Below are 25,433 nucleotides of genomic sequence, written 5' to 3'. Positions count from 1 at the left end.
GTACTAAATGACTGATGGGTTTGCCTGCGCGGAAATGTCGGGGGCGACGCGGCGCTCATCGAGTGAATCGCTCGCCACCAAGCGTCGACGCCCCATTCCGATCGCGATGATCAGGTAGAAAACTGCAAGGGGAAGCAACTGGATCCACATTCGGTTGAGCGAATCTCCCGCGCCGACGCGATACGCAGCCTCGCGCAGGTAAGCGAGCAGGAACGCCACGGGAATGAAAGTGACGATCGGGAATCGCATCATCTCGCCCCTGGGCAGTTTTGCGAAGAGTGCAACCGCGACGACGATCCCCAGCAGGAGTAGAGAGTATCCCCACGAGCCTGCTCCGAGCACCGCGTTGTCCACGGTCGCACGCAGGCTGTCGATCAGCACATCGGGCTGCCTCATTGCGAGGATGGCGAGTGCAACCCAGAGCAGAGCCTGTGCGGAGACGAGGAAGATGCTGCGCTTGCGGGTGAGGAGCTTCAACCGCAAAAGTGGGACTCCGCCAAGCGCTGCGATGCCTAAGGCGAGCAGCCCGAGAACAGACACCGGCACTCGCGAATCTCCGGCCACGTACATTATCGCTACGAATGACTGCCAAGCAATCGTCGAGATCCCGAACAAGCCCAAGAGTAGCGAGCGTTCACGCACCGAGAACTCTTGATTCAGAAGCACGGGGAGAAGAGCGAGCGCAACTGCTATCGGCGCTTCAGCACGAATCACCGATAGCGCGACTATGGACAGCGCCATGAGCGTAATGAGAGCAGCGCGGTTTACCTCAGTCTTCGTCGCAATGAGCCATCCGCAGCCGACTAGGACCACTATTAGCATCCCGAACAAGAGATGTCCGTTGACATAGAACGCGTTGAACACGTAGCGATTTACCGTCACGAGCGCCAACAAACACGACACGATGACGACTGCGGCAATCCGGTGATCGATCCGCGGTGCGAGTGCCACCCAGGCCAGCCACACGATAACGGCAATAGTGAGGCCAGCGATCAACGGCGTGATGGCGGGAAGGTAGTGTTCGCCGCCGAGGTTCGCAGCGGCATGCAACAGGGGAACCCCAATAAGTCTTTTGGGGAGTAGGTCAAGGGAGGCGGCATCCAGATGATGGTTTGCAATGAGCGATGCATTCACCAGATACTCAAAGCTATCTTTTGACCACGCGACGAGTCTGGCCTGACGAAAGAGAGCGACTGCCGCAACGACGCCGAGAACTGTTGCCACGCTTGGGATGATCCGCACGCCAACATCCGCGCCGCGAAGCGCTTGCCACGCCACCGCTGCGAGGGGGAGCCCGGCGGTAAGCGAGATCGTCACTACGGGGCTTGTCGTAATGGGAGTAAACACTTGCAGCATTCCGACAACGAGATACAGCGAGATTCCGGCCACTGAGCCCACAATGGGCAGTGCCCAACCGCGGATTCCAGTGATGCGCATGAGGGCGCTGCCCCCCACCACCATGGAGAGTACTGTCACAACCTCGATAATCATCCGACCTCCTCCATAGACGGCAGTATGCAGGTTTCAGTCGCCGAGAGGAGCGGCGTGAACGCTTCCTGGTCGAAGGCCACCACAAATACTCGAGGCGCGTCGGGATCTGTAGTCTCATCGCACTCCCGAGTAATGATCTGCCACGGGATGTTGTAGGTGTCTCCAAAGCTTCCGTTGCCGCTTGCCGCGACGAGAGTGCTTTCGAGCGTTTCGTCGGCGAACGGGTTCGCGTTGCTCAGTTCTGCGGCTTCCACGCGGGAGGCCTCTCCAAGGCTCAAGGCGTAGTTGCGCATCTCTGGAAGTGTGAAACCGTTCGACTCCTCCAGCAGGAGATGAGCCCCCGGTGCGATTCCTGACAGTTCCAGATAGAACTGGTACTCCCGCGCAATTTCTCCGGTGCCCACTCCGAGCTGCATGATGTCGGAGGTGGCCTTCCGGTCGAGCGCACGGTAGCGTCCCGACGTTTCACTGTCGATCGCGGAAAACTGCACAATGTTCACCACTGCGATGATCAGAACGATGCTGATGAGCGCCAAGCGCGACTTGTGAACCACTCGAACAGTGTAGACGCAACGGTGTCATTGAGACGGGCGCGCGACGGGCGGATGCGCTTGCCTCTCGAGGGCGGCGCTGAGACGTGATGACAACCCCGCCCGTATACTTGCCTCGGAAACCACTCGGCTGTCGTACACACAGCCACGGCCCGTAACGAAGAGAGCACATGAGTTCGCGTCCCAGCCTTTTGATCATCTCGTTTTCCACGCTAATTTCAGATCCGCGGGTGACGAAGCAGATCGAGATCTTCAAGGACCGCTACGATCTGTACACCTGCGGCATGGGTCCGGCGCCAGAAGGTGTCGTCGAACACTTCGAAATTCCGTTCGGAATCCGTGCCTGGGTTAACGATCGATTCGCCATGATCGCCCGAAGCTACAAGCGGGCCTACTGGAATCTGCCTGCAGTGCGGCTCGTTAGCGAAATCCTGCCCGTCGGTAAGTTCGACGCTGTCTTTGCCAACGATATTGAGGCAGTCCCAGTCGCCCTTTCGCTCGGAGCGAAGAAGGGCGTGCACGCCGATCTTCACGAGTACTTCCCTGAACTCAAAACTAACAACTGGCAGTGGCGAATCTTTGTGGCTCCGTACATGATGTGGCTGTGCAAGACCTACGTGCCCCAGACCACCTCTCGAACGGCGGCGTCGTCAGGTTTTGCGCGCCGCTACCAAGAGGACCTCGGAATTGACTTCGGCACGGTGACCAATGCCGCTCCCTTTGCCGATCTGCAGCCCACCCCAGTTGGCGACGTCATCCGCATCATCTGCACGACTGCCGGTGCTCGTGCACGCCGCATCGAGCTCATCGTCGAAGCGATGCGTGACGCGCCGCCGCATATTGAGTTGGACCTGATCGTCATGCCCAATGAGCCTGATTATGTTGCGAGCTTGAAAAAACTTGGCGCAGACATTCCGCAGCTAAAATTCCGTGAACCGGTTGCGTACACCGAGCTCGTCAACACCGTGGCCGAGTACGACGTTGCGCTGTCCTTCATTCCTCCCACGAACGCTAGCAAGGCCCTCGCGCTTCCCAATAAGTTCTTTGAGGCGATTCAAGCTCGCGTGGGTGTCATCATCGGCCCAGGCCCCGAAATGACACCTCTTATCGAGCGCTACGGCGTAGGCGAAAGCACTGATGACTATTCAGTGGAGTCGCTGCGGAAGACGCTTCATGGGCTCGACAAGCAGCGAGTTGAAGCATGGAAACAAGCGGCGCACCGCGCGGCTCCTGAACTGTCCTCAGAAGAACAAGTGAAAATCTGGTTCGACGCCGTTCACGACATTCTGGGCTGAACGCGCGTCAGTGGAGCACTGTTGCGATCATGTAGCGCAACGGTGCGTCGGGCGCGAAGAAGCTCCGCAAGTCATGGGTCAGCACCGTCGCGGGGCGTCCAAATGCTCGTCTTTTTGCCATGAGCGTTGATAGTTCTGGAGCATCGGACGACGTGCTAACGATGGACCGACATAGTTGAACATCGGCAATGGATAGCGACTTCAGGTATCCGGGGGCGACGTTGTGGAGTAGGCGGATAAATTCTGCTGCAGCTTCCTTCGACTCGGCAGACCACAAGCGAGTATGGAGCCGTCGGTCGACGCCGCCGAAGAGCTGCAGGCGAACGAACTTAACTGCGATTGCGCGACGCGAAGTCACAGGAAGCGCTGCAAACCACGGCGAGGCTAGCAGATCACGGGTAGCTTTAAGTTCGCCGGCGAGTGGTTGCATTTGTGTGGTGACGCGTGTTTCGGCGTCGCCTCCCACGATGTAGCCGGGGCCTCCACGGGCAAACCGTACCGCGTTGCTTCCAAACCACAGCATGAGCGCAAAGATTTGATCTGACCCGTTTCGCACGCCGCTCCCAAACTCAATGCCTAGCCGTTCGATCGCCGCTCGGCGAATGAGGCCAAGCGGTGCCGTGCGATAGCTCACGCGATCACGAACAGCATCGAGATTGCCCCTCCGGAATCGTCGAACGGGCGGGGTGCGAATGGTCTTTCCCGTGTCGTGGCGTTCTGGAGGGATGACGGCATCAAGAGCATGTTTGTCTGCGAGGGCTACCCACGCCGCTAGGGCGTGAGGGTCCAGCGTGTCATCCGAGTCGACGAACGAGATGTATCGGGCTGTGGATTGCGATAGTGCAAGCGCTCGAGGGCCGGCGGGGCTGGGGAGGTTGTCGTGGCACTCAATCAGGCGCACAATCTCGCGCAATTCTGGAGTCAGATTGGCGGCAATATCAGCTGCGGAGATGTTGTGACACGCAACCGTGATCTGAAGTTCTGTCCCGGGTGTAAGTCCCGATGCCAGCAGTGATTCGAGAGTGCGTTCAAGCGGCCGTTTCGAATCGTGGATGGGAATAATGACATCGACGATCGGGGCAGAATTCACTTCGTCACTTTAGCAGCAGGCTCGCGTGACTCGAAGAAGCACGTGCTGCGGGACTGGTTCGAATGACCCGGCTACTATGTGGAAGGTTGAGTACTGGCAAGGGATGGGAGGACGGACGAATGAGAGTTGCACTGACTACAAACGTCCTAGCTGTCCCGCCGACGTATTTCGTCGTCAGCCATGCTCAGTTGCTTGCTGATCGACACCACTTCGAAGCCTTCTCATTGCTGGCGGATGTGCGCGACCCGTCCGTCACTCTGCCCGTTCACGATTTTGCCCCGTTTGCGCAACTGGATCCCACGCGACGCCTATACCTCGCACCGTTCGCTGGATCTGCGATGGCGAAAGGGCTCATTCAGTACCGGCCTGACCTCATCCATCAGCACTTTGCGACGTGGTCTGGGCCCGCAATCCGTGCAGCTGGCACTCTCGATGTGCCATTGCTCACGACGCTCCACGGGTACGACGTGAGGGCCCTAGCTCGTCCGACACGCAGTGCAATGAATGTGTGGCATCGCCGAAATGTGCGCGCGATTCAGAAGGTGAGCGATCGCGTTCTGAGCGTGAGCAAGTATCTCGCGGATGAAGCCATCGCGGTCGGCTTCGCTCCTGAACGCCTAGAAGTTCACTACCAGGGCATCGATACCGCGTTTTTTACGCCCGCTAGCGACGACGCTCCCGCGATCGAGGCGCCGCTGATTAGCTTTGTAGGGGCGCTGAGCTCGCACAAAGGCCCGCTCGATCTCGTCAGGGCGTCAATTTCCCTCATCGCTACCCATGATCACCGACTGCGCCTGATCGGGGCAGGACCGCAGGAAGGCATCCTCCGGGAGCTAGCCGACCAGCACCCGCACATAGAACTTCTAGGGCGCGTGCCTAAGGCTGTGGTTCGTGACACTCTGCGGGCTTCTCGGGCAATGGTGCTGCCGTCGCAAGAATCTCAGGGGGGACGCGAAGCTGCCGGCCTTGTTCTTTTGGAATCTCAAGCGTGCGGCACGCCGGTCATCGCCTACAACAGCGGTGGAATCTCCGAGATGATGGATGCTGGAACGACGGGAACGCTAGTGCCGGAGCGTGACGTTGAGGGGCTCACCATCGCGGTACGCGAAATGCTGCAGATGAGCAACGGCGAGCGCGCTCGGCTAGGGGCTGCTGCGCGGGATTTCGTCGTAAAAAAACGCAGCCTGACCCATAGTGCTGCCGAGCTCGAGCAGCACTATTCAGAGGCGCTGCGAACCCGATTGTGACGTGACGACGCTGTCGTGCAGTCTCCGTGAGGCAAAGCACACGACAGCGATCGCGAATCGCTCTCCTAGACTGTCATTATGAGAGTTTTGGTCACCGGCGGTGCAGGCTACATCGGGGCACACACGTCCCGACTATTGGCTCAACGGGGTGACTTTGTTCTCGTGATCGACGATCTTGTTACCGGAAATCGAGAGCGAATCCCTGGGCTTCCCGTGGTGCAATTCGATATTGCCAGCGGTTCTGCCTCACAGCTCGCGGATCTCATGCGTGAGCACCGTATCGAAGCCGTTATTCACTTCGCTGGGCAAAAGCAGGTTGCCGAATCTGTGGCGAAACCGGCGTGGTATTACGAACAGAACGTGGGGAGCGTTGCGCAACTGCTGTTGGCGATGGAGTCTGCCGGCGTCGCGAAACTTGTGTTTTCTTCGTCTGCTGCCGTCTATGGAGACGCTTCGGGGGCAATCGGCGAAAGCGCGCCCACGACGCCCATCAATCCGTATGGCGCCACGAAACTTGTCGGTGAGCAATTGATTACCGCCTCGGCGCAGGCGTGGCCTCTGCGGGCTGCAAGCCTGAGGTATTTCAACGTCGGCGGGGCAGGGGCGCCGGAGTTGGGCGACACCCAAGCTCTCAACCTGATTCCGATCTGTTTTGAGCAGATAGCTGCGGGCAAGCCGCCACCTATATTCGGTAATGATTACGACACTGCGGACGGCACGTGCATTCGAGATTACGTTCATGTGAGTGATGTGGCAGATGCACACCTCGCGGTGCTTGACGCGTTGCCGCAGGCCCCAGGGAACACTGTGCTCAATATCGGTACCGGTGTTGGCACGTCCGTGCGTGCAATAGTTGACGCGATTCTGGCTGTGAGCGGTAGCGATTTGCCCGTCGAGGTTCTTGATCGTCGTGCCGGCGACCCCGCCGCAGTTGTAGGAGTCGTCGATGGCATTCACCAGCTGACTGGCTGGCGCGCACGCTACGGGGTAACTGACATTGTGGAATCAGCGTGGCAGTCACGGCAGTACTTTTCCGCGCAGTCCCATGAGGAAAGCTAAGCCGCTACGGACCCCATGCTGTGAATCTGTCTTCACCGACAGTGGCATGCAGAAACCAAAGTTCGCAAATGACTACACTTTAGGTGCGGGCTCGGTCCCTATCGGCGGCGAAGTTAACGTGGCGTGTGGGCTGTCGCTTCGCGCGACCTGAGGCGCGGCCTCATTCCCACGCGGGCCGCTGTCTTGAGTCCCCACGTGTTAACCGGAGGCGAAAGTGGCACGAACGGATTCAGTCAAACGGGCGACGCCTCCGTTTGTGCGCGCAGGGTTCCGAGCGGATATTCACGGATTGCGCGCGCTCGCCGTTCTTGTTGTTCTGGTCTATCACGCAGGTTTGCCGCTCTCGGGAGGGTTCGTCGGAGTCGACGTCTTCTTCGTCATTTCCGGATTTTTGATTACGAATCATTTATTGAGCGAGCTCGCCAGGTCGTCGAGGGTGCGCTTCGCTGACTTTTACGTGCGTCGTGCCCGGAGAATCCTTCCCGCCTCGCTAACGGTCGCAGCGGCGACTGTTGTACTAGCTTTCATCGTTCTCCCTTCGGAACTCGTCAAGTCCGCAGCAAAAGACGCAGTCGCAACGGTCTTCTATGTGCCGAACTTTCTGTTTGCGGTGCGGGGGACCGACTACTTGGCCGAGACTGCAGCGTCGCCTTTTCAGCATTACTGGTCGCTCGGCGTCGAGGAACAGTTTTACTTGCTGTGGCCGCTTGTCTTGCTTGGCTTATGGAAGCTCGCCAAGTCAGCCTCGGCGCGAGTCGCGCTTGTGGCAAGCATCGTCGTCGCATCATTGCTGACGAGTGCCTTCTTAGTCGAAACGAGTGGCCCCTGGGCGTATTTTTCCCCGGCATCGCGCGCCTGGGAACTGGGGGTCGGTGCGCTAGTCGCGCTCGCGTTCAGTCGCATCACGCTTCTTCCCCGCGCCATCTCCGCGGTCATCGCGTGGCTCGGCATTGTAGCGATCGTGCTTGCCGCGATTCTCTACGGGGATACGACGCCGTTTCCGGGCTTCGCCGCGTTATTGCCTGTGCTCGGCGCCGCTGGAGTGATCGCTTTCGGTGGTAAGGCAGGCGATGCCGGACCGCTTCGGCTTTTGCGGTTGAAACCGTTCCAGTTCCTCGGAACTATCTCATATTCGTTGTATCTGGTGCACTGGCCACTCATCGTTTTTGTCGATTACTTAGGCTGGGTGCCTTCCGAGGCGAACGCCATGGCTAAGGTGTTGGTTGCTCTCGTGTCCGTCCCGATCGCGTGGCTGATTTATCGCTTTGTAGAGCGACCGTTTATTCGTTCGGACTCGCGACGAGCACGGACACCGCGGCGCACGGTTACGTGGGGTATCGCGGCGTCAACCACCGTTGCAGTCATGGCGCTGTCTGCTTTTGTGCTCGTCGATTCAAGGCCAACGGATGCCGGACGTGAAGCAGCTGCGATAGTGGAACCTAGCCTGTATCCAAGTTTCACTAGCTACGTACCATCTAACCTCGAACCCTCGTTGGCTAATGCGAGTGAGAGCATTCCGGTGCTCTATGTGGACGGCTGTCACCTCAGGTCAGCCGAGCAAACTGAGAATCCTGAATGCAAGTTCGGAGATTTATCAGCGACCCGCACGATTGCGCTCTTCGGCGACTCGCATGCTGCCCAGTGGTTTCCAGCTCTGGAGCAAGAGGCGAGCGAGCAGTCGTTCGCTTTGTATTCTTTCACCAAGTCCTCGTGCCCTTCCGTTGCGGTGAAAGTGACACGCTACAACGTGCGAGATGACGCATGCGAACAGTGGCGCACGAACATGACCGACAGGCTCAATGAAATCAAGCCTGAACTCGTTGTGATCTCAAACCTCTCTAACTACACCGCGCTGGACGGCGACCCGGTAACTACCGCCGCGTGGAAAAAGGGCTATTCAGAGCTACGTGCCGCGCTGGATCCGTCGATCGAGCTCGCGGTTATTGCGGACACACCCCATTTTGACGAAACGCCGACGCTGTGTCTCGAGGTCCATCTCGAAAGTGCAGAGGAATGTGCTTCTCCCCGGACTCAGGCAATTTACGGACCCTTTGCCGCGGCAGACGCGGAGGCGAGCGCCGCATTGGGCGCAACATTCGTCGACCTGACGGACTACTTCTGCGACGCCGATTCGTGCGGAGTCATTATTGGCTCAACTCTCGTCTACCGCGATTCACACCACGTCACTGTCGAATATTCGACCACGCTGTCAGCAGCGTTGTGGGAGTCGCTCCCGTTGTCGTGAGTGCGCTGCGATAGTTGGCAGCGCACAAGCGCTCGCGCAGCGCTCCTAGACCCCCGACTGAGGCTTGGTGTCGAGGGCGTTTCGCCAGCTGAGCTCACGGGCTGCTTTGACACAGCACACGACGAAGGTGAGCCAACCGAACTCGATCAGCAGCGAGCTCTCTGCGAAGGCGCTCACGATCAGCGCAAGCAGTACAAGAGCCGGCCAAGCAAAGACAATGCTGCGCCGGCGCGAGGCAAGCAACCACGAGCGCATAAAAGCCAGACCGAGGAGTCCTAAGAAGATCAGGAATCCCACGAGGCCGAGCTGGAACCACACGTCGAGATACGCGTTGTGGGCAGAGTCGGGAACACGCCCACCGAAGTTGCCGAACGCGGTGAACGGCGCAAGCTCGTCATTCCACGGACCGATCCAACCCCAGCCTTCGAGGCGGTGGACTTCTCCGAGATCCCAGAGCTGTCGCCAGACCCGCAGTCGGTAGGTCAGGTCGCCACTGGCATCGAAGGACGCGACGATGGCAACTCGCGAGACCCAGCTGATAATCGCAACGGTCGCCACGAATCCGATGAGCACAATTTGCCAGTAGCGGCGACGCCCGGATGGAACGCGACGGAGGGCGTAGAGCGCTGCGCTCGCCGCGAGGATGACGAGGGCGACCCCGAAAGCGAGGGGCGATTGTGAGAGCAACAAAACGACGCTCGCGAGAACGAGGGAGCCGATCGCGAAGCCGCGTTGCAAGGATTTGGTTCGCAATTCTGTCGCGAACGTAATGAGAGCAATCACGGCAATGATGCCGAGTTGGTTACGCGCTCCAAAGATTCCTTGGATGGGGTCGGTAGTCCCCAGATTTCCGGCAATCGAGAGAGCGTTGAGGGAGGTGTCAAATACGAGCCCGGTCAGGATCTCAAGCCCGATGGAGACCACGAGGACAAACCTCAGGACATCGCCAAACGCCCGAACGATCTGGATCGTGTCCCGTACCAAGGCGATGTAGATGCCGAGCACAGTGAAGATGAGCATGTAACTCACCGCACCGACCGACTCAAGTGTGTACTGACTCCAGAAGACAGACAGCCAGGCCCAGACGGTGAACGCCATGAGCGAGATAGGAACGAGCGCGCGCCAACCGATATTGCGCCATTGGGCGGCAAGAGACGTGGCAACAAGGACAACGAGGCTCAGCACGATAGCGAGGAGCCCCGCATTTCCAGCGGTCTGGCGAAGAGCGAAGGCACACAGGGCGGTTCCCACGCTCGCGGTGGCGAGTACTGAGGAGACGCGGGGGGATCCGAGGATGGCGGCACCGGTGTCGATGGCCACTCGATAGCGCGGGGGAGGCTGAATCATGATGAGCGCACCATCCAATCGGGCCGTTTGGTCTTGACCGCAATAATCACCAGCAGTGCGAGAGCATACTCGCCGATGAGCCTGCTTTCGGGGATGCTCTGCACGACAAGCGCCACCATCACGAGAATGGGCAAAAGCGATAGCGGCGAGTAAGGCTCAACGCCAGCGGCCACCTTCTGGGGCGGGTCGATCGCGGTGAACCACGCCCGCACCAGGGTTGAGGCCACAAATACGGCGAACACAACGACTCCGACGATCCCGAGTTGTAGCCACACATCAAGCCAGGTGTCGTGCGCTTGAAGCTGCACGACTCCGTTGCGGATGACGCGGTCCTTGAACGGTTCGACCCACGGCATCCAGAAACTGATCCAGCCCCACCCGAAGGCCGGACGCTGCTGGGCGAGCCCAATGACGGTCTGCCAAATTTCGGCACGCCCAGTGAGGTCGCTGCTCTTGCCGAGCAACCCGAAAATAGTGTCACGGAGGGCGAATGCGGTTGCCGCTGCGGCAACGGCGAGCGCAACGAAGCCAACCGCGGTGCGGTGTCGGGCGCGTTCGGTGCGGCGACGGCGGATGATGAGAAGTCCGAGAGCGGTGAGGGTGACGGCTGCCAGCGCCACGGTTACGGTCGCCGAGCGGGTGAAGAACAGGGTGAGCGCCGCGAGGGCGATCCACGTTATCGACCAGCGTTTGCTGACACTGCCGGTTGCCCATTGGATCGAGAAGGCAATAACGCCGAGCAGTGCCAAGAATCCCAGATGGTTGGCGTTGCCGACGATGCCTTGGATGCGCCCAGAGTCGAAGGTCTCAAACAGTTCGTTGCGCGACCAGTAGAGCATCTTGGGGATGGTGTCGTAGCCGGGCACTGCCACCGCTGGCTGGGCTGTCCACGGCAGGATAGGGCCTCGGACGATCGTCGCAATGATGAGCTCGAACAGCAGCGAGAGTGCAATCAGGATGCGCAGCACGCGGGCGAGCCCGTCGAGCAGTTCTTGCCAGCTGAAACTGATGGCGAGCGTGAGTGCCCCCAGCACGGTCATCCAGGTCGTTGCGAGGCCGAGTGCTGTCGCTGCCGGGTATTGCGACCACGCCAGTGACACTGTGGCGAGCGCCATGAAGACGACGAAGGGGTAGGGCAGTCCGCCGATGCTCCAGCGGTGCCGAGACTGAACCAGAATCACGACAGACGTGACAACGATTCCGGCCGCGGCAGCGCCCCAGACAACCCAACCCACCGAGTATCGCCAGGCGTCTCCACCAAAGAGAATCAGTAGCGACAGCGTGAGAAACCAGGTGCGCGCCCGTGGGTGCTCAATCAGTCGCATGACGCAAGATTAGACGAATGCTGCCTTACCTGTGATGGCGCGACCCACGATGAGCGTGTTCATCTCGCGAGTTCCCTCGTACGAGTAGATCGCTTCTGCGTCCGCAAAGTGGCGCATAACTCCGTAGTCGAGAACGATTCCGTTGCCGCCGAGCACTTCGCGGCACCACGCGACGGTCTCGCGCATGCGGCTTGCTGTGTATTCCTTGGCAAGGGCGGCGTGCTCATCCTTCTGGGTGCCCTCATCGAGCATTTCGGAGACGCGAGTAACCATGCCAATGGATGCGGTGATGTTGCCGAGGCTCTTGGCGAGGTGTTCTTGAACGAGTTGGTGGCTGCTGATGGTCTTGCCGAATTGGATGCGCTCGCCCGTGTATTTGACGGCGGCTTCGTAGGCGCCGATGGAGTTTCCGACCGCAGCCCACGCCACTTCGGCGCGAGTGAGGCGCAGCACGGCTGCGGTGTCGCGGAACGAGGTGGAATTCTGCAGACGGTTGCTCTCCGGCACGATGACGTCTTCGAGCACGATGTCGGCATTCTGTACGATGCGCAGTGCTTGCTTGTTTTCGATGCGGGTGGCCGAATAGCCAGGGGTGCTCGTGGGAACGATGAAGCCCTTGACCTGATTGTCGGCTTCGTCGCGTGCCCAGATGATGGTGACGTCGCTGATGGAGCCGTTGCCGATCCAGCGCTTGGCGCCGTTGATGATCCAATTGTCGCCTTCGCGCTTGGCGACGGTCTGGAGGCCCTGGGCGGTGTCAGAACCCGAGAGGGGCTCGGTCAGGCCGAAAGCACCAAGCAGTTCGCCTGAAGCAAACTTGGGCAGCCACTCATCGCGCTGTTCTTGCGAACCAGCAACACCAATGGATCCCATGACGAGACCGTTTTGCATGCCAACGAGGGTGGCGGCGCTGGCGTCGACACGAGCGAGCTCTAGCGCCACCCAGCCACGGAAGACGGCTGAGTTGGGGAACTGCTGGGTTTCGGCCCAGGGGAGTCCGAAGAGTCCGAGGTCAGCGAGTCCCTTGACGACAACGTCGCGGTCGAAGAACTCCGCTTTAGCCCACAGGTCGTTGGCAATCGGGCGCACCTCTTTGTCGAGAAATGCGCGCAGCTTCAGGATGGTGTCTTTCTCCTGATCGGTCAGCGCATTCTCGTAGCCGTAGAAGTCGCTGCTGAGGGTCTCAAATGACATAGTCGTCGCTCCATTGCTTATCGAAATCACTGCGATCCTAAAGCGTGAGTACACGTCGCTTCTAGACGGTTGGTACTTTGGGCTAAGGCTTCGAGAAGAGTGGACTGAATGTTTGTAGGCATCACTAATACGCCCCGTGATTACGCGTGGGGCTCCGCTGGCGAAATCTCTGCGCTTCTGGGCACGGAACCGACGGGAAAGCCTGAAGCTGAGCTCTGGCTTGGTGCGCATCCGGGGAGTCCCAGCGTCATCCTCGACCCGACTCTTGCCGGCGGCGCCCGTGATCTGAACGAGTGGATCCAGTGCGATGGTGCGCGAGTTGTGGGCGCGGGAGTCGAACGGCTTCCCTTCCTGTTGAAGGTGCTTGCCGCCGGTGCGCCCCTCTCCCTTCAAGCTCACCCCACTCCCGAGCAGGCTGCGGAGGGCTTCGCGCGTGAAAACGCAGCGGGCATTCCGTTGACCGCGCCGTACCGCAACTACAAAGACGCGTCCGCTAAGCCTGAACTCATCGTTGCGGTGAGCGACACGTTTGAGGCGCTGTGCGGTTTTCGATCCATGGGCGACACCCGAGCATCCATCGAGCGCCTTGCTGAATTGGATGCCGCCAGCAGCGCCCCGCGCCCGGCCCTGTTCGCCGAGTGGTTGGCTTTCGCTCGCACCGACGCCGACCTGCGTGCGATGTTCGAGTGGCTCATTTCGGCCGCAGCCCCAGTGCCGGAGCTCGTGCAGTGCGTCACGGCGCTCGCCGAAGCCGACCATGCCAGTGATGAGTTCGCCCTCGTGCGCACGCTTGCCGGCTACTACGCTGGCGACCCCGGCGTGCTCATTTCGCTGATGCTCAACCATGTGACGCTCGCCAAGGGTGAGGCGCTGTTTTTGCCTGCGGGCAACATCCATGCCTATTTGCGCGGCCTGGGCATTGAGCTCATGGCATCGTCAGACAACGTGATGCGTGGAGGGCTCACTCCGAAGCACGTAGACGTTCCTGAGCTGTTGCGCGTTCTGGATTTCTCGGCGAGCCCTGTGCCGTATCTCGCGCCCGAACCCGTCGGGGCAACAGCTCGAGTGTTCCGGCCACCCGTGCGAGACTTCCAACTGCTCGAAGTGACTGAAGATGCGTCGCTCGAGCTGCACAGCGCGGCGATCGTGTTGTGCACGGCGGGGCAATTCGTTGTCGGCGGCAGCGATCACTCGACGTCGCTCTCACGCGGCGAATCAATTTTTGTGTCCGGCGACGAGAGCACGCTCACAGTGCGGGGCGCCGGTCAGTTGTTTGTGGCGGCAACGCAATAGTGTTGCTCTCATGACCGCACGAGGAGGCTTCGCTAAACGCATCCTCGGTTTTGCTGGCCTGCCGTTTCTGTCGCTGATCACGCCCTTCCTGTTTCTGCCGATCTTGGCGAGGGTTGCGGGTGCTGATGCGTGGCTCGCCATCGCGGTGGGGCAATCGAGCGGTGGATTCTTTGCGCTCATTGTTGCGCTGGGCTTCAACACGGTTGGCCCGCCGCTGATTGCGTTGGCTGCTCCGAGCATCCGTCCCCGCATTTTGGTGACGAGTTTGCATGCCCGCGTGCTGGTGTGGCTGCCGAGTGCGGTGCTGGCCGCGGTAATCGCCGCGCTGGTGTCGCCGAGTGACTACCGGGTGGATGCCGCGGTGATGGCGATCGCGATGACCCTCACGGGGCTCTCGAGCGCGTGGTTCATGATCGGTCTTGGCCGCGCGAGCCTGATTGCGATTTACGAGATCTCTCCGCGCATTGTCGCGACAATCATTGCCGCCGTCGTGGTGCTGAATGCGGGGGATGTGCTCTGGTATCCGGTGCTGCTCGTGGCAGCCTCTCTGGTGAGCGTCGTCTTATTTGCCCTGCGCACCGCCGGGGTGGCCGAACTCGTTCGCCGCGATGGACACGAGGTGCGCGAAGTGTTTCGCGCGAACCGTTCGGCGGTGACCACCGAGGTTGCTGGTGGCGCCTACAACTCGCTGGCCGTGACCTTTGTCGGAGCGACAGCGGCGAGTGCTCAAGCAGCCGCGTACGTCTCGGGAGACAAGCTTTATCGCATCGGCCAATACTCGGTATCTGCGCTGGGTAATGCACTTCAAGGCTGGGTCGTCGAGGAAGGCAATGCCGAATTCGGGCAGCGCATCCGCCGCTCCTTCGTCGTGCACGCCAGCCTCGGCCTGACCGGACTTGTCATGTTCGCCCTGCTCGGTCCGTGGCTGTCTGAGCTGCTCTTTGGCGCCGAAGTGGCGATCAACGAAGCGACGGCGCTCGGGCTCGGTGTTGCCACCCTCGGAATTGCGCTCGGCACAACGCTTGGTCGCATCACCCTCGTGGGAATGGGCGCGCGGCGCCAGTTCATGCTCAGCGTGCTGCTGGCTGCCACCGTGGGTGTCCCGTCCATTCTGTTGCTCAGTGCCGCCTACGGGGCTGCTGGAGGCGCGTGGGGGCTCGCAATTGGCGAGACTGTCTCGGTGTGCACGCAAGCGCTGTTCGTCTGGCGGTTGCGCGTCAAGGCCGGCGCGTTCATTGTGGCGACGACGAAGCCGGATGCTGCGCCTACCGAGCTCTAGGCCACACGGTCATCCCCGACCTCTGCACGACCGTTCAAGTTCCAGTAGCGTTACTTCGGCCGACGTGTTGGTTCGGAACCTAGGCAGAACCGACCGCAAGCAAGAGAGATCACTATGAAGCGCGCATTCATTACCGGAATCACCGGCCAAGACGGGCTGTACCTTGCCGAGCTATTGCTCTCGAAGGGCTACACAGTTTTCGGCCTCATGAGAGGCCAGAACAACCCGAAACGCGAAATGCTCGAGCGAGTGATTCCGGAGGTCGAAATTCTTACGGGAGACCTCACCGACCTGTCGAGCCTCATGCGCGCCATGAGCGTCGCACAGCCCGACGAGTTCTACAATCTCGGCGCGATTTCCTTCGTCGCCTACTCGTGGGAAAACGCGCACCTCACCAGCGAAGTCACCGGCATGGGCGTGCTGAACGCCCTCGAAGCGGTGCGACTGCACACCGCCGCTACCGGCCAAGAGGTTCGGTTCTACCAGGCATCCAGCTCTGAAATGTTCGGCAAGGTGCAAACCGTTCCGCAAGACGAAGACACGCTGCTCTGGCCGCGCTCGCCGTATGGCGTTGCCAAGGTCTACGGCCACTACATGACCATCAACTATCGCGAGTCGTACGGCATGCACGCCTCGTCTGGCGTGCTGTTCAACCACGAATCCCCGCGCCGCGGCCCGGAGTTTGTGACCCGCAAAGTTACCCGCGCCGTAGCGCGAATTTCGCTCGGGCTCCAAGACACTCTCACCCTCGGCAATATCGATGCTCAGCGCGACTGGGGTTTTGCCGGTGACTACGTCGAAGCAATGTGGCTGATGCTGCAGCAGGATGAAGCAGACGACTACGTCATCTCGACGGGGGAGACCCAGAGCATCCGCGTGCTCCTCGATTTCGCGTTCGCCGCGGTGGGAATCGACGACTGGACAAACTACGTCACCTTCGACGAGCGCTTCATGCGCCCCGCAGAAGTTGACTTGCTGGTGGGAGACTCCTCGAAAGCGAAGGAGAAGCTCGGGTGGGAACCGCGAGTCAAATTCCCCGAGCTCGTCGCGATGATGGTCGAAGCCGACCTCGCTGAACAGAAAGCGCTCGCCGGTCTCGTATGACTCGTGCACTGATCACCGGAGTCACAGGCCAAGACGGTTCGTATCTGGCTGAGCTTCTGCTCGCGCAAGGCTATGACGTGCACGGTGTCACCCGCGATGCCGGTGAACTGGTGACACCGGGAGTCGTCGCCCACGAGCTCGACCTCGCTGCAGATAGTGCAATCGGCGAACTCATCGAAGAACTGCAGCCGAACGAGATTTACAACCTGGCGGCGCTGAGCTCCGTGTACCAGTCGTGGCAAAATCCGACCCTCACCGCGCGGCTAAACGGCGCGGTCGTGGCAGAAATGCTCGCAGCGGTCAAGAAGATTCACGACCGCGGCGACGCCGACATCCGCTTCGTTCAAGCCTCGAGCGCAGAGATCTTTGGCGCGCCAACCGTCTCTCCCCAGAACGAGAGCACCCCAGTGCGCCCCACAAGCCCCTACGGCGCCGCTAAGGCCTATGCTCACGGACTCGTCGGCGCGTACCGCACAGCGGGCGTTGCAGCCTCTTCTGTGATTCTCTACAACCACGAGTCGCCGCGTCGCCCCGAAACGTTCGTGACCCGCAAGATCACCGCGGCCGCTGCGCGGATTTCTCGGGGGCTGCAAGACACTCTCGAACTCGGAAATCTGGATGCCCGCCGTGATTGGGGCTGGGCACCCGACTACGCGGATGCGCTCGTTCGAGCAGCGCAGCATCCACAAGCCGACGATTTTGTGATTGCGACGGGAGTTTCTCACTCCGTGCGGGATTTCGTGGCCGCTGCATTTGGGCGGGCGGGCGTCGACGACTGGTCTGAGCGCCTGACGGTCTCCGAGTCTTTGCTGCGCACGGGGGATGCCGCCCTACAACTGGGGGATGCGAGCAAGGCTCAGCAGATTCTAGGTTGGTCTCCGCAGGTTAAGTTTGATGAAATTGTAGGAGCGATGGTCGATCACGATCTCGCTTTGCTGAGTTAATTTAAGTCACGGCGCGCCATAACCCTTAACTCGTAGTCGAGGCAATTATGATCTGCGACTTGACTCTCGCGAACTACACCGGTGTAATTATGTAACGCGATTTGATGCGAAGCATTAAAGGCGGAGGGGAGAAAGACCAGATGGGCAACAGCGGATACCGCGCGGGAGTTCCGGACGACTGGTTTGTTGACCCCGTACGACTTGGGGTTCCCGGAGTTCGTCAACCTCTCGCCGATGAAGACGGCAATGCGCTGTCCTGGCAAACAGACTCCCTCTGCGCACAAACAGACCCCGAAGCGTTCTTCCCCGAAAAGGGCGGGTCAACTCGTGACGCAAAGAAGATTTGTTCCTCGTGTGAAGTTCGCAGCCAGTGCCTCGAATACGCTCTCGAAAACGATGAGCGTTTCGGAATCTGGGGCGGTCTCTCTGAGCGCGAGCGTCGCAAGCTCCGCAAGCGCGCGAGCTAGTTGTCCGAGCGGAGCCATAACCCCGAATTGGGGCGGCTCTCAGACTCGCGGCTCTGCAGCGCGTCGAGTGCAAAACTGCGCTAGCGGCGCATAGTCTCAAACAAATGCAGCCGAGAGTCACCGCAGTACTAGTCGCCCGAAACGGTGCGAAGTATTTGCCACGAACACTTGCCGCGATCGCGGCCCAATCTCGACGACCCGATTCGGTCATCGTGGTTGATGCTGAGTCCAGTGATGAGTCGCTGGCTCTCATGGCAGACTCCGCCCCGGCGCAGGTCGCGGACGCTCACGCGCACAAGACTTTTGGTGGCGCGATCGGCGCTGCGCTCTACACTGCTGCTCCTCAGGCCACAGAAAACGAGTGGTTGTGGTTGCTCGCGCACGACAGTGCGCCAGATCCGAATGCGTTGCGTGCACTGTTGGGAGCGGTCGAAATTGCGCCATCGGTTGCAGTCGCTGGCCCCAAATTGGTGCGCTGGGATGATCCCGCCGTTATCTCGAACTTCGGCGAAACGCTGACGCCTCTTGGGCGATCTGTCGGTCTTGTCAATGACGAACTCGACCAGGCCCAACATGATGTGCAAACGGACGCGATGGGCGTGGCCGGCGCTGGCATGCTTGTGCGTCGCCAAGTATGGACGGCGCTCGGCGGCTTTGACCCGAAACTTACCTCGGTGGATGCGGCACTCGACTTCTGTATTCGTGCGCGTTTGGCTGGCCACCGCGTCGTTGCTGTTGCGGATGCTCGCGTCGCAAGCTCTGGTGGCCCGGAACTCTTCGGCAAGCGCACGATCTCGGCGGCGGCTCATAACCGCGTGCAACGTTTTGCGCAGCTTCACCGTCGACTCGTATACGCGCCCGCTGTCGCGGTGCCGTTGCACTGGCTGACGCTCTTGCCCCTCGCGATCTTGCGGTCACTCGGTCATCTCATCGCAAAACGTCCCACGGCAATCGCGGGTGAATTTGCCGCAGCCTTCGCCGCGATCTTCGACGGCGGCGTTGTTGCAGCCCGCCGCAACCTCCGACGCAACAAAAAGGTGGGGTTTGCGGCCGTCGACCCGCTACGGATGTCGTGGGCAGAGTTGCGCGAAATGCGGGCCCATGAACGTCACGGAGCGGCGCCCGATGCCGCGTTCGAAGTTGAGCGACCCAAGTTCTTTGGAAATGGCGGCGCCTGGGTCGTGCTGCTGGCTGGCATCCTCGGCATGATCAGCTTTTCCCGCTTTGTGGATGCTCACGCCCTCATCGGTGGCGGACTCCTGCCACTCTCGACAACCGTTTCTGAACTCTGGGCTCATGTCGGCTACGGCTGGAACGATCTTGCCCAGCAGGTAGTAGCGGCGGATCCGTTCGCCGCCGTTCTCGCAGCCTTGGGGTCGCTCACATTCTGGAATCCCTCGTTCAGCATCGTGATGCTGTATCTCTTGGCCTTGCCGCTGGCGGCGCTGGCGGCGTGGTTGTGTGCGGCAGCCATTTCGGAACGCACCTGGGCGCCAACCCTCGCTGCCGTTGCGTGGACGGTCGCTCCGAGCTTCTTGGTCGCTCTCGGCGAGGGGCAACTAGGCGCTGTTCTTGCTCACATTCTGCTGCCGTGGCTGATTCTCACCGCGTTGCGCGCTGCCCACAACTGGGCGATGGCCGCACTGGCCGCTCTGCTCTTTGCCGTAATCACGGCCTCGGCGCCGAGCCTGATTCCCGCTCTCGTGATCGGACTCGTAGCGTGGATTGTGCTTCGCCCCAAGTCGACTCATCGTCTGATCTGGATTGTTCTTCCCGCCGCTGCACTGTTTGCGCCGCTCGTGATTCAACAGTGGGGTCGCGGCGCCCTTCTCGCCATTTTTGCCGACCCCGGACTGCCGGTAGCCCGCGTTGCCTCAAGCGGCTGGCAGTTGGCGATCGGCAGCGTCGTTCCCGGAACCAACGGGTGGAGCGAACTCCTTGCGACTCTCGGTCTCAACGATCGCTATGGCCCGCTCCTCGTAGCGCTACTGCTGGCACCATTCGCGGCCCTCGCCCTCATGAGCCTCTTTGTTCCCGGCACACGCCGCGCTGTTCCCGCTCTCGCACTCGCTCTGTTGGGCTTCGCGACCGCCGTCGCCGCGACGCACCTGACGGTGAGTGCTTCCGGCGAATCCGAAGTCACCGTGTGGGCCGGTGCCGGTCTTAGCCTGTACTGGCTCGGTCTCAGCGGCGCCGTGATCGTCGCGATCGATAGTCTTGGCCGTCATGCCGCCCTGCCAGCAGTGGTCGCCCTCGTCGGCATCCTCGGAATTTCTGCTGCACCGCTGTGGTCGCTCGCCTCGGGCAACGTGCCCGTCACGACGAGCAATGGGCGACTGCTTCCCGCCTTTGTCGCAGCAGAGTCAACACAGCGCGACGGACTTGGCACTCTCCAACTCACGGTGACCTCAGACTCCACCATCGCGGTCGATCTGCACCGCGGCCGCGGCTCAGGACTCGACGAGCAATCGACACTCGCCGCAACAAGCACCGAACTTTCGGACGCCGAACTCGTCAACGCAACGCTCGCCGGCAACATTGCCTCACGCAGCGGCTACGCGATTGCGAACGAACTGAACGACCTTCAGGTCGCGTTTATCGTACTTACACCGGCAACTGATCCGGAGACCTCCGAAACACGTCAGCGCATCATCGAAGCCCTCGATGGCAACAGCCTCTTGAACCCCATTGGCGATACTGCCCAGGGCTACCTCTGGCACTACCCCGAACTGCGCGAAGCCGAGATTCCCGTCGGCGCAAGCAGCACGGAAACTCGCTGGGGACAGATTGTGCTCGCCGGGCAGGCCACTGTCTTCGGTCTGACGCTTCTGCTCGCCATTCCGACAACTCGTCGCCGCCGTCTCAAAGCGGCCAAAGCGGAGAGCGCCGTCACCGTGATTGAGGCGAACCAATGATCGACAACGAACTCACCCCCGACGAAGCCGCCGCGCTGCCCGACCAGCCCACTGGCGAAGAATTTGATGATGACCACGAACTCACGGGAGCTCCTGAGCCAGAATCGAGCGCAAAACGGCCGGTCTCGGCGAAAGCCGCTGCTGCCGTCGGCGCGCGAGTCGTCGTCGGAGTACTCGGTATCGGAATTGCCGCCGCTGCGGTGCTCGGTTCGAGCTTTCTCGATCTTCCCTCGTACACAGCGACACCGCCAAGCGAGCTCGTTGTTCCGGTGCCCACAGCGCAGCAGCTGACGTGCCCCGGGCCACTCTTGCGGCTCTCGGACGAATCAGGAGCAGCGGCATCCGCCGTATTCACTCTCGGGCAAGCCCTCACACGTTTTTCGTCGAGCACGGGAACTGTTGAACAGTCCAGCATTTCCGCCTCGGATGCCCAAGCCGGTGAAGCCGTCGCGGAACCGTTGGTGTTGAGTGCTGCCCCTGACTCGCAATCTCCCGACTCGCTCGTGCGACTGAGCGGCGCGCAATCGCAATACGTGAACATCGGTGACTATGTTGGCTTCGCGGCTGCTGGCTGCCGTGCTGTCGGCGGCGATAGTTGGCTCGTTGGCGGTTCGACAACCACGGGGCGCACGACACTGATCTCGCTGACGAACCCCACCGAAGTTGCCTCGACAGTCACCCTCGACATCTTCGACGAGCGGGGGATCGTGTCAGCGGCCGGTACCACCGGAATCGTGGTCCCGCCCAATGGACAGCGCGTCTTGTCGCTTGCCGGGTTTGCGCCGGGCATTTCTTCTCCCGTCGTGCACGTGACGAGCACTGGTGGCCAGATCACGGCAGAACTGCAGCAGTCAATCGTGCGCGGGCTCGATGCTGGCGGTGTGGAGATCGTGGGCGCAAGCCAACCGTCATCTCGCTCGGTCGTAATTCCCGCGATGGTAGTGACCAGCCTCGAAGCCATTCAGGCTTTGCGCGGCACCGCAACCGAAACGGATGACGTGATTGCGGCGATCCGGGTGTTCGTGCCCGGTGAGGCACCGGCGACCATCACCACAACGCTGACACCGACGGATGCCGAGCGTGACCCTATTGAGTTCACTCTCGACCTGAGCGCTGGTGTTGTCACCGACATCCCGATCGAAGAACTCGCCACCGGAACCTACGCGGTTCAGATCGAATCGGACGAGCCCATCGTTGCCGCCGCCCGCACGACCTCCGCCGTAATCAGCGCGAGCGAAAAGATTTCGGCGACAGACTTTGCCTGGTTTACCTCGAGCCCGGCGCTCAGCGGTGACACCCAGTTCACGGTTGCTCCTGGACTGGATGCCACAGTCAACGTGACTAATGCCGGCGAGACTGCAGTTGATGTTGCTCTCACCGCCGACGCGGGTTTCAACGAGGAGTACACGATCGAGGCGGGCACCAGCGTAAGCGTGCCAGTGTCGAGCGGACGAACGTTCACGCTCACCCAGAGTGGGCCGGTCTATGTGAGTGTTACGCAGGCGGAGAACGGCTTCATTGCGGCGTATTCGATTGACCCGCAGACGCCAGGTTCATCACCGCTGACAGTCTTTCCCTAGCGGTTAGAAATTGCGGAACCGCTCCGGAGCGAGTTCCCACGGTTCTTTGCCAATGTATTCGGCGACGGCCTGAAAAACACAACTTTCGATGAGCATCCGCTTATGGAGTTCGTCATCGCGGTGCAGCCTGGCCATGCGTTCGATGGGCAAGCGGTAGAGGATGATGCGCTTCTCATCGGGCAGGGCAGTCCAGCGCACGATCTTGCTGCCTTCGGGGCTGCTGCCGGGCATGAGCCCGAGCTCGAAGCGGGCATTAGCTAGCTCGTCTGGCCACATTTCTTTCAAGTATTGTGCGGCAGAAGCAACCGTGAGTTCAAAGTTGCCGTTGCGGCTGCTCAGCAGCGGAAGGTGCGGACCAGTAACGGCGGAGCGGATGCCGCGACCATGACGGTCGCGCCAGTTGCCCCGCACAGAGCGCGTCGACGCTCGCTTCGATGATCTAGCCACGTGCTCATTGTACGACCGCCAGTTGCCCATCTGTGGGCGCAGAGTCGTAGGCTAGGGCTCACAATGATCCAGCGCCCGTGCAGCAAGGTCGCCTGCAACTCCGAAGCAGTCGCCACTCTCACCTATGTCTATGCCGACTCGATGGCCGTTTTAGGGCCGCTGAGCTACAGCGCAGAACCGCACACCTACGATTTGTGCGACCGCCATGCTGAACGACTGTCCGTGCCTCAGGGTTGGCAGGTCGTTCGCCATGTAGTTTTGGGGCATGAGCAAAGCTAACCCCATCGATCTTGCACCGTTTATCAAGGCGTACGACGTTCGTGGCTTGGTAGGTTCGCAGCTCACCGACGACGTTGTTGAAGCGCTCGGCGCTGCTTTCGCTGACGAAGTGGATGCCGCCGGCCACGAGATCATCGTCGGCCACGATATGCGCGACTCCTCTCCGGGATTCGCTGCAGCCTTTTCGGCGGGTGCGCGCGCTCGCGGCGCCAACGTTGTTCTCATCGGGCTTTGCTCGACAGATGAAACCTATTTCGCTTCCGGTTCGCTCAATGCTCCGGCCGCCATGTTTACGGCCAGCCACAATCCGGCGACGTACAACGGCATCAAGTTCAGCAGAGCCGGTGCACAAGGAATCAGTTTCGCGACCGGTCTGAAGTCGATTCGTGACCGTGCCCAGCAGTACCTCGCAACGGGGATCGACGCGGTTTCCGCGGTCGGCGCCCAGCGAGAGCTCGATGTGCTTGGCGACTACGCCAGCTACTTGCGTGAACTCGTTGATCTCAACGGCATCCGCCCCATTCGCGTCGTAGTAGATGCCGGTAACGGCATGGGAGGCATGACAGTTCCGGCTGTGCTCTCGACCGCTGCCGGTTTGCCGGCGCTGCCCATCGAGATCATCCCGATGTATTTCGAACTCGACGGCACCTTCCCGAACCATGAAGCCAACCCGCTTGAGCCCGCCAACATCGTCGACCTGCAAAAAGCGGTGCTCGAACACGGTGCGGATCTCGGGCTCGCGTTCGATGGCGACGCCGACCGTTGCTTCGTGGTCGACGAGCGCGGAAATCCCATGAGCCCCAGTGCTGTTGCCGCGGTCGTGGCCCTGCGGGAAATTCAACGGGTGCGCGCACTGCAGCCGGAGGGCGACATCCGGGTTATCCACAATCTGATCACTTCGCGCATCGTCGCAGAAACGATCGAAGCCGCTGGGGCGATCCCGGTGCGCACCCATGTTGGCCATTCGCTCATCAAGGACCAGATGGCGGCGACCGGCGCGATCTTTGGCGGCGAACACTCGGCGCATTACTACTTCCGCGATTTTTGGGGCGCCGATAACGGGATGCTCGCCGCGATGCATTTGCTTGCCGAGTTCGGTTCGCAGCAGGAGCCCCTCTCGGTGCTCTCCGATCGCTATTCGCCCTATGCGGCGAGCGGCGAAATCAATTCGGTGGTGGACGACGTTCCGGCAGCCACTGCTCGCATCCGTGCGGCCTTCGAGGGCGAGGCAGAGTTCGACGATCTTGATGGCCTCACCGTCACCGGCACCACGGTGGCGGGCGAACCCTTCTGGTGGTTCAACGTGCGTCCTTCGAACACTGAGCCATTGCTGCGACTCAACGCCGAAGCCGGCGATCAGGCAACGCTAGAGATCGTTCGCGATCGCGCGCTTGCGTTGATTCGCGCTTAGCCGCGGTCGCTTGGAAAGCCGCGCGGAACACCCGTCAGCGCGGGGGAGAGGGCGGCAAGCCGTGCCTTCTCGCTGGCAAGCGCGACAGTCTCGCGCTCTCGCCGCACAGCGCTAACGGCGCTGAGCAGCACTTCTGGCTCCACGGCGGGTAGCGGCGACACGTAGGCGGAGGCCTCGTGCGCAAGGTTCAGGGCGTGCTGGTGGCGCGTCATCGGCGTATAGCCGGGCGCGGCGACCAGAAAGTGCGAGATGCGCCGGGCCAGAGCATCCGGCATCTTGGCAACATCGGCGGTGCGAGCCCAATCAGCCAACTGGCCGGGCAGCTGCACCACGGGGTTCGAGAACTTCGATACGCGTTCGTACTGGGCGTAGGTGCCCGCGACAAGGTCGCCGAGGCGCTGTGCGCGAGTGTTGAGCAGCGCCACGATGGCGGCCAAGCCACCCGCGGTCATGAAGATTTCGAGCACACCGATCAGGGCGCGGATGAAGGCATGGCGAAAGCCGATCGCGCCGCCATCGTTGCGAACGATGCGGGCTCCGATCGCAAGCTTGCCGAGGGACTTGCCGCGGCTGAGTGTTTCGACGGCGGTGGGGATGACCACGAGGCAGATCACGGTCGCGCTGACGGTAAGCGCCGTGGCGATTGCTTGGTCGAGACCGGCAGCGGTCGCGAAGGCGAATGCGCCGATCAGGAGGCCAATGAGAGCGGCCGCGTAGACCAGAAAATCGATCATGGTGCCGGCCGCACGCAAGACAAAACTGGTCGAATGCAGCTCCAACGCAACAGCTTCACCGGTGATGAGCTCATCGGGTTCGTCACCATACGCAAATGTGTTGGTCGTTTGTGGGCTCGGCATGACATCATTTAAG

21 protein-coding genes are annotated in these 25,433 nt (G+C 60.8%); 13 read left to right on the top strand and 8 right to left on the bottom strand.

The window, feature by feature from the left end; all coding sequences use genetic code 11:
- Nucleotides 1-3: 3 nt before the first annotated feature.
- Nucleotides 4-1,491, bottom strand: coding sequence for a hypothetical protein (locus ACWFSR_RS10500; RefSeq protein ID WP_197106193.1), 1,488 nt, complete (start codon nucleotides 1,489-1,491; stop codon nucleotides 4-6).
- Nucleotides 1,488-2,045 (bottom strand): hypothetical protein, encoded by a 558-nt coding sequence (locus tag ACWFSR_RS10495; RefSeq protein ID WP_197106192.1) that lies wholly within the window; start codon nucleotides 2,043-2,045, stop codon nucleotides 1,488-1,490. Before ACWFSR_RS10495 ends, ACWFSR_RS10500 begins: the two co-directional genes overlap by 4 nt.
- Nucleotides 2,046-2,272: 227 nt before the next feature.
- On the opposite strand from ACWFSR_RS10495, the gene ACWFSR_RS10490 reads away from it, so the two are divergent.
- Nucleotides 2,273-3,337, top strand: a complete 1,065-nt coding sequence (locus tag ACWFSR_RS10490) for a glycosyltransferase family 1 protein (RefSeq protein WP_307783819.1) — start codon at nucleotides 2,273-2,275, stop codon at nucleotides 3,335-3,337.
- Between the two features lie 7 nt (nucleotides 3,338-3,344).
- Here ACWFSR_RS10490 and ACWFSR_RS10485 read toward each other — a convergent pair whose 3' ends face one another.
- Nucleotides 3,345-4,427, bottom strand: coding sequence for a glycosyltransferase family A protein (locus ACWFSR_RS10485; protein ID WP_197106190.1), 1,083 nt, complete (start codon nucleotides 4,425-4,427; stop codon nucleotides 3,345-3,347).
- Between the two features lie 119 nt (nucleotides 4,428-4,546).
- Between ACWFSR_RS10485 and ACWFSR_RS10480 the strand changes: the two genes are divergently transcribed.
- From ACWFSR_RS10480 to ACWFSR_RS10470, 3 genes are all read left to right on the top strand, one after another.
- The gene (locus ACWFSR_RS10480) at nucleotides 4,547-5,674 is read left to right on the top strand and encodes a glycosyltransferase (RefSeq protein ID WP_197106189.1); all 1,128 of its coding nucleotides are present in this window, start codon (nucleotides 4,547-4,549) and stop codon (nucleotides 5,672-5,674) included.
- A 78-nt stretch (nucleotides 5,675-5,752) separates the two neighbouring features.
- Nucleotides 5,753-6,733 carry a UDP-glucose 4-epimerase GalE gene (galE, locus tag ACWFSR_RS10475; protein WP_197106188.1) on the top strand — a complete coding sequence of 327 codons (981 nt, stop codon included), beginning with the start codon at nucleotides 5,753-5,755 and terminating at the stop codon, nucleotides 6,731-6,733.
- 214 nt (nucleotides 6,734-6,947) lie between these two features.
- Complete coding sequence (locus ACWFSR_RS10470; RefSeq protein WP_197109613.1) at nucleotides 6,948-8,978, top strand: acyltransferase family protein; 2,031 nt, start codon at nucleotides 6,948-6,950, stop codon at nucleotides 8,976-8,978.
- A 45-nt stretch (nucleotides 8,979-9,023) separates the two neighbouring features.
- On the opposite strand, the gene ACWFSR_RS10465 is transcribed toward ACWFSR_RS10470, so the two are convergent.
- From ACWFSR_RS10465 to ACWFSR_RS10455, 3 genes are read right to left on the bottom strand one after another with little or no spacing between them, the layout of a single operon-like run.
- Nucleotides 9,024-10,325 (bottom strand): O-antigen ligase family protein, encoded by a 1,302-nt coding sequence (locus tag ACWFSR_RS10465; protein WP_197106186.1) that lies wholly within the window; start codon nucleotides 10,323-10,325, stop codon nucleotides 9,024-9,026.
- On the bottom strand, nucleotides 10,322-11,650 hold the full coding sequence (locus ACWFSR_RS10460; RefSeq protein WP_197106185.1) for an O-antigen ligase family protein: 1,329 nt from the start codon (nucleotides 11,648-11,650) through the stop codon (nucleotides 10,322-10,324). The genes ACWFSR_RS10465 and ACWFSR_RS10460 overlap by 4 nt, the downstream gene beginning before the upstream one ends.
- A 9-nt stretch (nucleotides 11,651-11,659) precedes the next feature.
- Nucleotides 11,660-12,844 (bottom strand): acyl-CoA dehydrogenase family protein, encoded by a 1,185-nt coding sequence (locus ACWFSR_RS10455; protein WP_197106184.1) that lies wholly within the window; start codon nucleotides 12,842-12,844, stop codon nucleotides 11,660-11,662.
- A 108-nt stretch (nucleotides 12,845-12,952) separates the two neighbouring features.
- Between ACWFSR_RS10455 and manA the strand changes: the two genes are divergently transcribed.
- From manA to ACWFSR_RS10420, 7 genes are all read left to right on the top strand, one after another.
- Nucleotides 12,953-14,137: a mannose-6-phosphate isomerase, class I gene (manA, locus tag ACWFSR_RS10450; protein WP_197106183.1), complete on the top strand. Its 1,185-nt coding sequence runs from the start codon at nucleotides 12,953-12,955 to the stop codon at nucleotides 14,135-14,137.
- A 10-nt stretch (nucleotides 14,138-14,147) separates the two neighbouring features.
- Nucleotides 14,148-15,416 carry a polysaccharide biosynthesis protein gene (locus tag ACWFSR_RS10445; RefSeq protein WP_197109616.1) on the top strand — a complete coding sequence of 423 codons (1,269 nt, stop codon included), beginning with the start codon at nucleotides 14,148-14,150 and terminating at the stop codon, nucleotides 15,414-15,416.
- A gap of 114 nt (nucleotides 15,417-15,530) precedes the next feature.
- On the top strand, nucleotides 15,531-16,520 hold the full coding sequence (locus ACWFSR_RS10440; RefSeq protein WP_447522350.1) for a GDP-mannose 4,6-dehydratase: 990 nt from the start codon (nucleotides 15,531-15,533) through the stop codon (nucleotides 16,518-16,520).
- Nucleotides 16,517-17,464 (top strand): GDP-mannose 4,6-dehydratase, encoded by a 948-nt coding sequence (locus ACWFSR_RS10435; RefSeq protein ID WP_447522349.1) that lies wholly within the window; start codon nucleotides 16,517-16,519, stop codon nucleotides 17,462-17,464. The genes ACWFSR_RS10440 and ACWFSR_RS10435 overlap by 4 nt, the downstream gene beginning before the upstream one ends.
- 140 nt (nucleotides 17,465-17,604) lie before the next feature.
- Nucleotides 17,605-17,931: a WhiB family transcriptional regulator gene (locus tag ACWFSR_RS10430; RefSeq protein ID WP_197107160.1), complete on the top strand. Its 327-nt coding sequence runs from the start codon at nucleotides 17,605-17,607 to the stop codon at nucleotides 17,929-17,931.
- A gap of 104 nt (nucleotides 17,932-18,035) precedes the next feature.
- Nucleotides 18,036-20,846: a glycosyltransferase family 2 protein gene (locus ACWFSR_RS10425; RefSeq protein ID WP_447522348.1), complete on the top strand. Its 2,811-nt coding sequence runs from the start codon at nucleotides 18,036-18,038 to the stop codon at nucleotides 20,844-20,846.
- A complete protein-coding gene (locus ACWFSR_RS10420) occupies nucleotides 20,843-22,426 on the top strand; it encodes a DUF5719 family protein (protein ID WP_197106178.1) in 1,584 nt (527 codons plus the stop codon). Before ACWFSR_RS10425 ends, ACWFSR_RS10420 begins: the two co-directional genes overlap by 4 nt.
- A gap of 3 nt (nucleotides 22,427-22,429) precedes the next feature.
- Here the strand turns inward: ACWFSR_RS10420 and ACWFSR_RS10415 are convergent, their stop codons facing one another.
- Nucleotides 22,430-22,873: a metallopeptidase family protein gene (locus tag ACWFSR_RS10415; protein WP_197106177.1), complete on the bottom strand. Its 444-nt coding sequence runs from the start codon at nucleotides 22,871-22,873 to the stop codon at nucleotides 22,430-22,432.
- A 63-nt stretch (nucleotides 22,874-22,936) separates the two neighbouring features.
- On the opposite strand from ACWFSR_RS10415, the gene ACWFSR_RS10410 reads away from it, so the two are divergent.
- Nucleotides 22,937-23,152: a DUF3499 family protein gene (locus tag ACWFSR_RS10410; RefSeq protein ID WP_197106176.1), complete on the top strand. Its 216-nt coding sequence runs from the start codon at nucleotides 22,937-22,939 to the stop codon at nucleotides 23,150-23,152.
- Nucleotides 23,139-24,563: a phosphomannomutase/phosphoglucomutase gene (locus tag ACWFSR_RS10405; protein ID WP_447522347.1), complete on the top strand. Its 1,425-nt coding sequence runs from the start codon at nucleotides 23,139-23,141 to the stop codon at nucleotides 24,561-24,563. The genes ACWFSR_RS10410 and ACWFSR_RS10405 overlap by 14 nt, the downstream gene beginning before the upstream one ends.
- Here the strand turns inward: ACWFSR_RS10405 and ACWFSR_RS10400 are convergent.
- Nucleotides 24,560-25,420 (bottom strand): RDD family protein, encoded by an 861-nt coding sequence (locus ACWFSR_RS10400; RefSeq protein ID WP_197106174.1) that lies wholly within the window; start codon nucleotides 25,418-25,420, stop codon nucleotides 24,560-24,562. The genes ACWFSR_RS10405 and ACWFSR_RS10400 overlap by 4 nt on opposite strands.
- Nucleotides 25,421-25,433 lie beyond the last annotated feature (13 nt).

Source organism: Salinibacterium sp. NYA9b, from assembly GCF_976973725.1.
This window is presented reverse-complemented; position numbering and strand designations above follow the sequence as displayed.

Coding starts and splice junctions, on each gene's coding strand:
- ACWFSR_RS10500 (WP_197106193.1), bottom strand. CDS start 1,491: ATGATTATCGAGGTTGTGACAGTACTCTCCATGGTGGTGGGGGGCAGC.
- ACWFSR_RS10480 (WP_197106189.1), top strand. CDS start 4,547: ATGAGAGTTGCACTGACTACAAACGTCCTAGCTGTCCCGCCGACGTAT.
- galE (WP_197106188.1), top strand. CDS start 5,753: ATGAGAGTTTTGGTCACCGGCGGTGCAGGCTACATCGGGGCACACACG.
- ACWFSR_RS10465 (WP_197106186.1), bottom strand. CDS start 10,325: ATGATTCAGCCTCCCCCGCGCTATCGAGTGGCCATCGACACCGGTGCC.
- ACWFSR_RS10460 (WP_197106185.1), bottom strand. CDS start 11,650: ATGCGACTGATTGAGCACCCACGGGCGCGCACCTGGTTTCTCACGCTG.
- ACWFSR_RS10455 (WP_197106184.1), bottom strand. CDS start 12,844: ATGTCATTTGAGACCCTCAGCAGCGACTTCTACGGCTACGAGAATGCG.
- manA (WP_197106183.1), top strand. CDS start 12,953: ATGTTTGTAGGCATCACTAATACGCCCCGTGATTACGCGTGGGGCTCC.
- ACWFSR_RS10445 (WP_197109616.1), top strand. CDS start 14,148: ATGACCGCACGAGGAGGCTTCGCTAAACGCATCCTCGGTTTTGCTGGC.
- ACWFSR_RS10440 (WP_447522350.1), top strand. CDS start 15,531: ATGAAGCGCGCATTCATTACCGGAATCACCGGCCAAGACGGGCTGTAC.
- ACWFSR_RS10435 (WP_447522349.1), top strand. CDS start 16,517: ATGACTCGTGCACTGATCACCGGAGTCACAGGCCAAGACGGTTCGTAT.
- ACWFSR_RS10430 (WP_197107160.1), top strand. CDS start 17,605: ATGGGCAACAGCGGATACCGCGCGGGAGTTCCGGACGACTGGTTTGTT.
- ACWFSR_RS10425 (WP_447522348.1), top strand. CDS start 18,036: ATGCAGCCGAGAGTCACCGCAGTACTAGTCGCCCGAAACGGTGCGAAG.
- ACWFSR_RS10420 (WP_197106178.1), top strand. CDS start 20,843: ATGATCGACAACGAACTCACCCCCGACGAAGCCGCCGCGCTGCCCGAC.
- ACWFSR_RS10410 (WP_197106176.1), top strand. CDS start 22,937: ATGATCCAGCGCCCGTGCAGCAAGGTCGCCTGCAACTCCGAAGCAGTC.
- ACWFSR_RS10405 (WP_447522347.1), top strand. CDS start 23,139: ATGAGCAAAGCTAACCCCATCGATCTTGCACCGTTTATCAAGGCGTAC.
- ACWFSR_RS10400 (WP_197106174.1), bottom strand. CDS start 25,420: ATGCCGAGCCCACAAACGACCAACACATTTGCGTATGGTGACGAACCC.